This window comes from Saccharothrix sp. AJ9571, assembly GCF_021725495.1.
GTDB lineage: Bacteria > Actinomycetota > Actinomycetes > Mycobacteriales > Pseudonocardiaceae > Amycolatopsis > Amycolatopsis magusensis.
Genome location: NZ_CP091382.1, coordinates 6872187 through 6882322, shown reverse-complemented (window position 1 = coordinate 6882322; position 10136 = coordinate 6872187). Strand labels below are relative to the sequence as shown.

Here is a 10136-nt window from a genome sequence, read left to right as displayed (position 1 = left end):
GGTGACGGAGCAAGAGCGCGCGTCGTTGTTCATGACTTTCCGAATCGCTCGTCGATGAAGCTGAAGAGTTCGTCATCCGTCGCGGAATCGGCAACGCCGACCGAAGAGCCTTTTTCGTTCTTCTCGCTCTTCCGGTTCCACGTCGAAAGCAGGCCCTTCAACCGCGCCGTGATGTCCGTGCGAGCGCCGTCCTCGAGCCCGTCCGCGTTCAGCATCGCGAAGACGCCGTCCAACCGGTCGAGCTCGCGCAGCACGCGGTCGCCCTCCATCCCGTCCTCGCTGTCAGTGACCTCGGTCAGGACGTGCTTGGTGAGCGCCAACGGCGTCGGGTAGTCGAACACCAGGGTCGCCGGCAGTTTCAGGCCGGTCATACCGTTCAGGCGGTTCCGCAGCGCCACCGCGGACAGCGAGTCGAAGCCGAGATCCTGGAAGGCGCGTTTCGGCTCGACGTCTTCGGGTGTCGGATAACCGAGCACGGCGGCCACCACCGTCCGCACCAGATCGAGCACTGTTCGCTCCCGTTCGGCCGCACCCAGGCCCGCGAGGCGCTCGGCCAACGTGTCCGAGTCCACCACGCCGCTCGGGTCGGCCGGGCGGTCCAGCAGGTGCCGGACTTCGGGGATGTCGCGGAGGATCGGGCTCAGCGATCCACCGGTCGCGACCTCCACCGTCCGGTCCCACTCAATGTCCGCCACGGCGAGGAAGGTCTCGTCGTCGTCCAGTACCTGTTGCAGGGCCTTGATCGCCAGGTCGGGTGCCATGGAGCGCACACCGCTGCGGTGAAGACCCTCTTCGACCGCTCCCTCACCGATACCACCGCCTGCCCAGTGCCCCCAGGCCACCGAGGTGGCGACCAGCCCGTTGGCCCGCCGGTACCTGGCGAATGCATCGAGGAAGGAGTTGCCCGGTGCGTAGTTGCCCTGGCCGGCGCCGCCCATCAGACCCGCGGCCGAGGAGAACAGGACGAACGCGGACAGCTCGAAGTCCTGGGTGAGCTCGTGCAAGCTGAGCACGGTTTCCGCCTTGATCCGCAGCACGCGGCCCATCTGGTCGACGGAAAGCGAATCGAGCACGCTGTCGTCGAGCATCGCCGCGGTGTGCATCACCGCGGTCAGCGGGTATTCGGCCGGGATCTGGAGCAGCAGCTCCGCCAGGGCGTCCCGGTCCGCCACATCGCAGGCGACAACGGTCACCTTCGTCCCCATGGCGGTGAGTTCGGCCGCCAGCTCCACGGCTCCCGGCGCCTCCTGCCCGCGACGGCTGGTCAGCAGCAGGTGCTCGGCACCCCGTCCGGCGAGCCACCTGGCAACGTGGCCACCGATCGCCCCGGTGCCACCCGTCACCAGCACGGTCCCCTTAGGAGTCCACCCCGCTCCTTCGGTGGGCACGGCCTGTTCGGCCCTGACCAGTCGACGGGCGAAGGCCCCGTCGTGCCGCAACGCCACTTCGTCCTCATCGCCCGCACCGGCCAGTACTTCGCACAGCCTGCTCACGATCGGGTCGTCGATGTCGTCCGGCAGGTCCACCACGCCCGCCCACCGGTCCGGGAGTTCCTGCCGCGCCACCGGGCCCAAGCCCCACACCAGCGCCTGCACCGGGTTCTCGACGGCGTCCGAGGCCGTCACCGACACGGCCTTCCTGGTCACCGACCAGATCCGGGCACCGAGTTCGACCTCACCGATCGCCTGCAGGAGAGCCACGATGCCGGCCAGGCCGCCGGGCACCGAAGACGCCTCCGGATGCGGCAGTTCGTCCAACGCGAGGAGCGACAGCACACCGGTCACCTGATCCTCGGCAGCCGCGCGCAACTGTCCGGCGATCGCGGCGCGGTCCCTGCCGGTGCGCGGCAACACGATCTGCCGGGTCCGCACGCCGCGCTCGGCAAGCCCATGCAGCAGACGACCGGTCCATTCGTCGTCGGGGTAGTCCGGAACGACCACCAGCCAGGTCCCCGACGGGGTCACCGGCACGGCATCGGCCAACCGCTTCCACCGCGCCCGATACCGCCAACCATCCACAACAGACTTCTGCTGACGCCGCTCCCGCCACGAAGACAGCACCGGAAGCACCACATCCAACGACGAACGCACCTCAGCACCATCCACCGCCAACTCCGCAACCACCGCGTCAACATCCACCCGCTCCACCGCCCGCCAGAACTCCCCCTCCACCGGCTCCACCCCACCAACCGGAGCACCCGCCTCCAACCAATACCGCTGCCGCTGGAACGGATAAGTAGGCAACTCCACCCGACGAGCACCCGTCCCCGCGAAGAACGTGCTCCAGTCCACCGTGGCGCCATGGGTGTAGGCCTCACCCAGTGAGAGCAGGAACCGGTCCAACCCACCATCGTCACGACGCAGGGTGCCCACGGCCGCCGCCGCGGCCCCGGTGTCCTCGATGGTCTCCTCGATGCCCGGCGTCAGCACCGGGTGCGGACTGACCTCGACAAACACCCGACGCCCATCGGCGAGCAGCGTGCGGGTCACCTGCTCGAACTCCACGGTCTGCCGCAGGTTGCGGAACCAGTACTCCGCGTCCAGGCTCGCGGTGTCGATCAGCGCACCGGTCACCGTCGAATACATCGGGATGGACGCCGACACCGGAGACACCGGAGCCAGGACCTCCAGCAGCTTCTCGTGGATCTGCTCCACCTGCACCGAATGCGAGGCATAATCCACCGGAATCCGGCGAGCCCGAACCCCCTCCCCCTCACACACGGTGATCAACTCGTCCAGCGCATCCGGATCACCCGACACCACCACCGAAGACGGCCCGTTCACCGCCGCCACCGACACCCGCTCGCCCCACGCAGCGAGCCGTTCGCGCACCTGCTCCACCGGCTCCGCGACCGACACCATGCCGCCACGACCAGCCAGAACGGTCAACGCCTGACTGCGCAACGCCACCACCCGCGCCCCGTCCTCCAACGACAACCCACCAGCCACACAGGCCGCGGCGATCTCACCCTGCGAATGCCCCACCACCGCCGACGGCACCACCCCATGCGAACGCCACACCTGCGCCAACGACACCATCACCGCCCACAACACCGGCTGCACCACATCCACCCGCTCCAGAGACGGCGCACCCACAACCCCACGCACCACATCCACCAACGACCACTCCACAAAGCCGGACAAAGCCGCCGCACACTCACCCAACCGCTCCGCAAACACCGGACTCGACTGCAACAACTCCGCCGCCATCCCGGCCCACTGCGAACCCTGCCCGGGGAACACAAACACCACACCCCCAGAACCCGTGGCCGAGCCCTGCACCACACCAGCAGCCAGCTCACCACCCACAACCGCGTCCAGGCCACGGAGGAATCCGTCCCGTTCAGCCGCTACCACGACCGCGCGATGCTCCAACGCCGCCCGAGTCGTCACCAACGAGTACGCCACGTCCACCAACGAAACATCCTCATCACCCCGCACCCGCGCATGCAACGCACGAGCCTGATCCCGCAACGCGGTCTCGTTCTTGGCCGACAGCACCCACGGCACCACACCCAGCGAACGACCCGGTGACTCGTCGGTGGCCTCCGGCTCGGGCGCCTGCTCCAAGATCACATGCGCATTCGTGCCACTGATCCCGAAAGAGGACACCCCAGCCCGCCGAGGGCGCCCCACCTCCGGCCAGGACCTCGTTTCGGTCAACAACTCGACCGCACCCGCCGACCAGTCCACATGCGACGACGGCGCATCAACGTGCAAGCTCCGCGGCAACACCCCGTGCCGCATCGCCTGCACCATCTTGATCACCCCAGCGACCCCAGCAGCCGCCTGCGTGTGCCCCACGTTGGACTTGATCGACCCCAACCACAAAGGACGATCCTCGGGCCGATCCTGACCGTAGGTGGCCAACAGTGCCTGCGCCTCAATCGGATCCCCGAGAGTCGTGCCCGTACCATGCGCCTCCACCACATCGACCTGATCAGCCGACACCCCCGCATTCGCCAACGCCGCCCGAATCACCCGCTGCTGCGAAGGACCATTCGGCGCCGTCAACCCATTCGAAGCACCATCCTGGTTGACCGCCGAACCCCGCACCACCGCCAACACCTGGTGACCATTCCGCCGAGCATCCGACAAACGCTCCACCAACAACAAACCCACACCCTCAGAGAAGCCAGCACCATCCGCCGACTCCGCGAACGACTTACACCGCCCATCCGACGCCAACCCGCCCTGACGCGAGAAGTCTTCGAAAAGCCCGGGGTTGGACAGCACGGTCACCCCACCGGCCAGTGCCAGCGAACACTCACCGGACCGCAACGACTGCGCCGCCAGATGCAACGCCACCAACGACGACGAACACGCCGTATCCACCGTCACCGCAGGACCCTCGAAACCGAACACATACGACACCCGGCCCGACGCGACACTCCCCGCACTACCACTGCCGAGATACGCCTCGACACCCTCGGGTACCGCACCAGCGCGCATACCGTAGTCGTGATACATCACGCCAGCGAAAACACCGGTCGCACTCCCCCGCAACGAACGCGGATCAATCCCGGCGCGCTCCAAGGTCTCCCACGCGGTTTCCAGCAACAACCGCTGCTGCGGATCCATCGCCAACGCCTCGTGTGGCGAGATCCCGAAGAACGCGGCATCGAAGTCGACTGCTTCGTAGAGGAATCCGCCCTCGCTGAGGTAATCGGCACCACCATTTCCCGGATCCGCGGTGTAAAGCCGCTCGACGTCCCAACCACGATCCACCGGAAAGTCGGAAACCGCGTCCTTCCCCGTGAAGACCAGGTCCCACAAACTCTCGGGCGATCGCACGTCGCCGGGGAAGCGGCAGGCCATTCCCACGATGGCGATGGGTTCATCGGCTCGCGCCGACGTGGCCGGGGTTGCGGTGGCCAGGTGGGTGTCGGTGCCGGTGAGTTGGATGTGCAGGTACCTGCCGAGGACGGTGGGGTTCGGATAGTCGAAGATGAGGGTGGCGGGAAGTTGTAGCCCGGTAACGGTGTTGAGGCGGTTGCGCAGCTCCAGCGCGGTCAGGGAGTCGAACCCCAGACCGGTGAACGCCCGGTCCGGCCCGATGGCGTCCAACTCGGTGAAGCCCAACACGCCCGCCGCCTGGGTGCGAACGAGTTCGATCAACATCCGTTCCCGCTCGGCCTCGCTCAGACCGGCGAGCCGTTGCCGCAACGTCCCCGCCGAACCAGACCCCGCCCTGCTCGCACGCCGCACCGATCCACCGATCAGCCCACGCAACAACGCCGGGATCCGAGCATTGGACCGCAACACGGCCGTATCCACCCGAGCCGGAACCAGCACCCCCTCCCGCGTCGCCAAAGCCGTGTCGAACAGGGCCAGTGCCTGCTCCGTGGTCAAGGGCGCCACACCGTGAGCGGCCATCCGGTCGACGTCCACATCGCCGGTCAGTGCGCTGGCCTGCTCCCACAAGCCCCACGCCAGCGACACCGCGGGAAGCCCTTGCGCGCGGCGGCGCAACGCCAGCGCGTCCAGGAATGCGTTCGCCGCGGCGTAGTTGCCTTGGCCGGGGCCGCCGAGGAGTCCGGCCATCGAGGAGAACAGGATGAACGCGTTCAGGTCGTATTCACGGGTGAGTTCGTGCAAGTTCAGCGCCGCGTCCACCTTCGAGCGCAACACCGTGTCCAGCCGCTCCGGCGTCAGGGACTCCACCACCCCGTCATCGAGCACCCCTGCCGCGTGGACCACGCCGGTCAGCGGATGCTCCGCCGGGATCCGTGCCAGCAGGCCGGCCAATGCGTCCCGGTCGGCCACGTCACAGGCCACCACGCTCACCTCGGCGCCCAGCCCGGTCAGCTCCTCCACCAGGTCCCCGGCGCCTGGTGCTTCCCTCCCGCGGCGGCTGGTCAACACCAGGTGCCGCACCTCGTGGGCCACCACAAGATGGCGCGCCACCAGGCCGCCCAAGGTCCCGGTACCACCGGTGATCAACACCGTGCCACCCGAGACAGAACCCCCGGAACCCGGCACCACCGGGACCCGTTCCAACCGGGGCACCCGGACCACACCGTCGCGCAACGCCACCTGCGGCTCATCCAACTCCAGCGCCGCCGGCAACACCGCCCACGACCCCGCACTCCCATCCACATCCACCAGCACAAACCGACCCGGATGCTCCGACTGCGCCGACCGCACCAAACCCCACACCGCAGCCCCAGCCAGATCCCCACCATCCACCACACCCCGCGTCAGCACCACCAACCGCGAACCCGTAAAACGCTCATCCGCAAGCCACGACTGCACTGACCCCAACACCCCACCCAGCACACCACGCACCACACCCTGAGTCACCCCATCCGACCCACACTCGACCAACACCACCCCCGGCACATCCCCAGCCTCGGCCAACGCCGCCAAGTCACCATGACCGACAACATCCACACCATCCACACCAGACAACTCAGCACACCGACCACCCACCACACCCCACCGCGCCGGCACACCACCACGCTCAACACCCGGCGGCTCAACCCACGCCAACCGGAACAACGAGTGATCACTCCCAGAACTCGCAGCCCGCAACTCGGCCGACACCGGACGCGTCACCAACGACTCCACAACCGCGACCGGCGCCCCATCGCCATCGGCGAGCTCTACCGACACACCGTCCGAACCGGCAGGCGAAATCCGCGCCCGCAACACCGACGCGCCCGTCGCGTGCAACGAAACACCTGACCAGGAAAACGGCAACCTGGTCTCGTCGGCGTCCGCCGGCGTGCTCACCGCGATCGCGTGCAAGGCGGCGTCCAGCAGTGCCGGGTGAATCCCGAACGAACCACTCTCCTCAATCGCATCCTCACCCAACGCGACTTCAGCGAAGATCTCGCTTCCGCGTCGCCAGACACCGACCAGACCTTGGAAAGCCGGACCGTAGTCCAGCCCGAAGCCGGCCAACCGCTCATAGGCACCACCGATTTCCACCGGATCGGCTGCCACTGGCGGCCAGGCCGTGAGGTCGAACGACGGCGCCTCGGTCCCCGCACCCAGCACACCGGTGACATGGCGAGTCCACGGCCGCGCGAGCGCATCCTCGGCGGCGAAGTCGTCCGGTCGCGTGTAGACATTCAACGGCCGATTACCGGAGTCGCCGGCATCACCGACCACGACCTGAACCTGCACACCACCCCGCTCCGGCAACACCAACGGAGCCTCGATCACCAACTCCTCCACCACATCGCAACCCACCCGCGCACCAGCCTGCAACGCAAGCTCGACAAACCCCGTCCCCGGGAACAACACCGAACCCATGACGGCGTGGTCAGCCAGCCAAGGCTGCGATTCCACGGACAGCCGTCCCGTGAACAACGCACCGTCCGATTCGGGCAGCCCGACGGCTGCACCCAACAACGGGTGCTCCGCCGCGGTCAGCCCCAGACCCCGCGCATCACCGGCCGGAGCACCCGCGTCCAACCAGTACCGCTGCCGTTGAAAGGCGTAGGTGGGCAGGTCCACCCGGCGTGCGCCGGTCCCGGCGAAGAAGGTCTCCCAATCCACCGTGGCGCCGTGAGCGTGAGCCTCACCCAGCGAGAGCAGGAACCGGTCCAACCCACCATCGTCACGACGCAACGTCCCGATGGCCGCGGCAGGAACATCGGCGTCTTCGATGGTCTCCTGCAACCCGGCCACCAACACCGGGTGCGGACTGACCTCCACGAACACCCGGCGCTCATCGGCGAGCAGCATGCGGGTCACCTGCTCGAACTCCACGGTCTGCCGCAGGTTGCGGAACCAGTACTCCGCGTCCAGGCTCGCGGTGTCGATCAGCGCACCGGTCACCGTCGAATACATCGGGATGGACGCCGACACCGGAGACACCGGAGCCAGGACCTCCAGCAGCTTCTCGTGGATCTGCTCCACCTGCACCGAATGCGAGGCATAATCCACCGGAATCCGGCGAGCCCGAACCCCCTCCCCCTCACACACGGTGATCAACTCGTCCAGCGCATCCGGATCACCCGACACCACCACCGAAGACGGCCCGTTCACCGCCGCCACCGACACCCGCTCGCCCCACGCAGCGAGCCGTTCGCGCACCTGCTCCACCGGCTCCGCGACCGACACCATGCCGCCACGACCAGCCAGAACGGTCAACGCCTGACTGCGCAACGCCACCACCCGCGCCCCGTCCTCCAACGACAACCCACCAGCCACACAGGCCGCGGCGATCTCACCCTGCGAATGCCCCACCACCGCCGACGGCACCACCCCATGCGAACGCCACACCTGCGCCAACGACACCATCACCGCCCACAACACCGGCTGCACCACATCCACCCGCTCCAGAGACGGCGCACCCACAACCCCACGCACCACATCCACCAACGACCACTCCACAAAGCCGGACAAAGCCGCCGCACACTCACCCAACCGCTCCGCAAACACCGGAGACGACTGCAACAACCCCGCCGCCATCCCGGCCCACTGCGACCCCTGACCCGGGAACACAAACACCACATCCCCAGAACCCTGAGCAGACCCCTGCACCACGCCATGGGACAACTCACCCGCAGCAACCGCCTCCAGGCCACGCAGGAATCCGTCCTGTTCACCGGCCACCACCGCCGCGCGATGCTCCAACGCCGCCCGAGTCATCGCCAGCGAGTACGCCACATCCACCAACGAAAGATGCTCATCACCCCGAACCCGTGCGCGCAACGCACGAGCTTGGTCCCGCAGTGCTTCCGCGCTCTTCGCCGACAGCACCCACGGCACCACACCCAGCGAACGACGCGGTGACTCGTCGGCAGGCTCCGGCTCGGGCGCCTGCTCCAAGATCACATGCGCATTCGTGCCACTGATCCCGAACGAGGACACCCCAGCCCGACGCGGCCGCCCCACTTCCGGCCAGGACCTCGTTTCGGTCAACAACTCCACCGCACCGGCAGACCAGTCCACATGCGACGACGGCGCATCGATGTACAGGCTCTTCGGCAACACACCACGCCGCATCGCCTGCACCATCTTCACCACACCAGCCACACCGGCAGCCGCCTGCGTATGACCGAGGTTCGACTTCACCGACCCCAACCACAATGGACGATCCGCAGACCGATCCTGCCCATAGGTGGCCAACAGAGCCTGCGCCTCGATCGGATCACCCAGAGTCGTCCCCGTCCCATGCGCCTCCACCACATCGACCTGATCCACCGACAAACCCGCATTCGCCAAAGCCGCCCGAATCACCCGTTGCTGCGAAGGACCATTCGGCGCCGTCAAACCATTCGAAGCACCATCCTGATTCACCGCCGAACCCCGCACCACCGCAAGAACCTCGTGGCCATTGCGCCGCGCATCCGACAAACGCTCCACCAAAAGCAACCCAACGCCCTCGGAAAACCCAGCACCATCAGCCGCATCGGCGAACGACTTGCACCGGCCGTCCGACGCCAACCCACCCTGCCGCGAAAACTCGGAAAAGAGATGAGGCATCGACATCACCGTCACGCCACCGGCCAGTGCCAACGAGCACTCCCCCGACCGCAACGACTGCACCGCCAAATGCAACGCCACCAACGACGACGAACACGCCGTATCCACCGTCACCGCAGGACCCTCAAAACCGAACACATACGACACCCGGCCCGAGGCGACACTCCCGGCGTTCCCGTTCCCGAGATACGCCTCAACGCCCTCCGGCACCACACTCAAACGCATGCCATAGTCGTGATACATCACACCCGCGAACACACCAGTCGCACTCCCCCGCAACGACCGCGGATCAATGCCCGCACGCTCGAGAGCCTCCCACGCGGTTTCCAGCAACAACCGCTGCTGCGGATCCATCGCCAACGCCTCACGCGGCGAAATCCCGAAAAACCCCGGATCAAACTCCGCCGCGTCGTACAAGAACCCACCCACACGGGCGTAATCGCCCTCAGAATCATCCGTTTCCCAGCCCCGATCCGCTGGAAAACCAGAAATCGCGTCCTTCTCCGAAGAAACCAAATCCCACAACGCCTCCGGCGAACCCACCCCACCAGGAAAACGACAAGCCATACTCACGATGGCAATCGGCTCACGCAGCGCCGCGGTGAGCTTCCGGTTCTGCTCGCGAAGCCGCTCCGCTTCCTTGACCGACAGTCGGAGTGCTTCGACGGCCTTGGCCTCGAGATCAGTCATCGCCAA

At 67.0% G+C, this 10136-nt stretch carries 1 protein-coding gene; it reads right to left on the bottom strand.

Going from position 1 to position 10136, the window contains the following annotated elements:
- Positions 1-29 precede the first annotated feature (29 nt).
- On the bottom strand, positions 30-10136 hold the full coding sequence (locus tag L3Q67_RS31690) for a type I polyketide synthase (RefSeq protein WP_499185099.1): 10107 nt from the start codon (positions 10134-10136) through the stop codon (positions 30-32).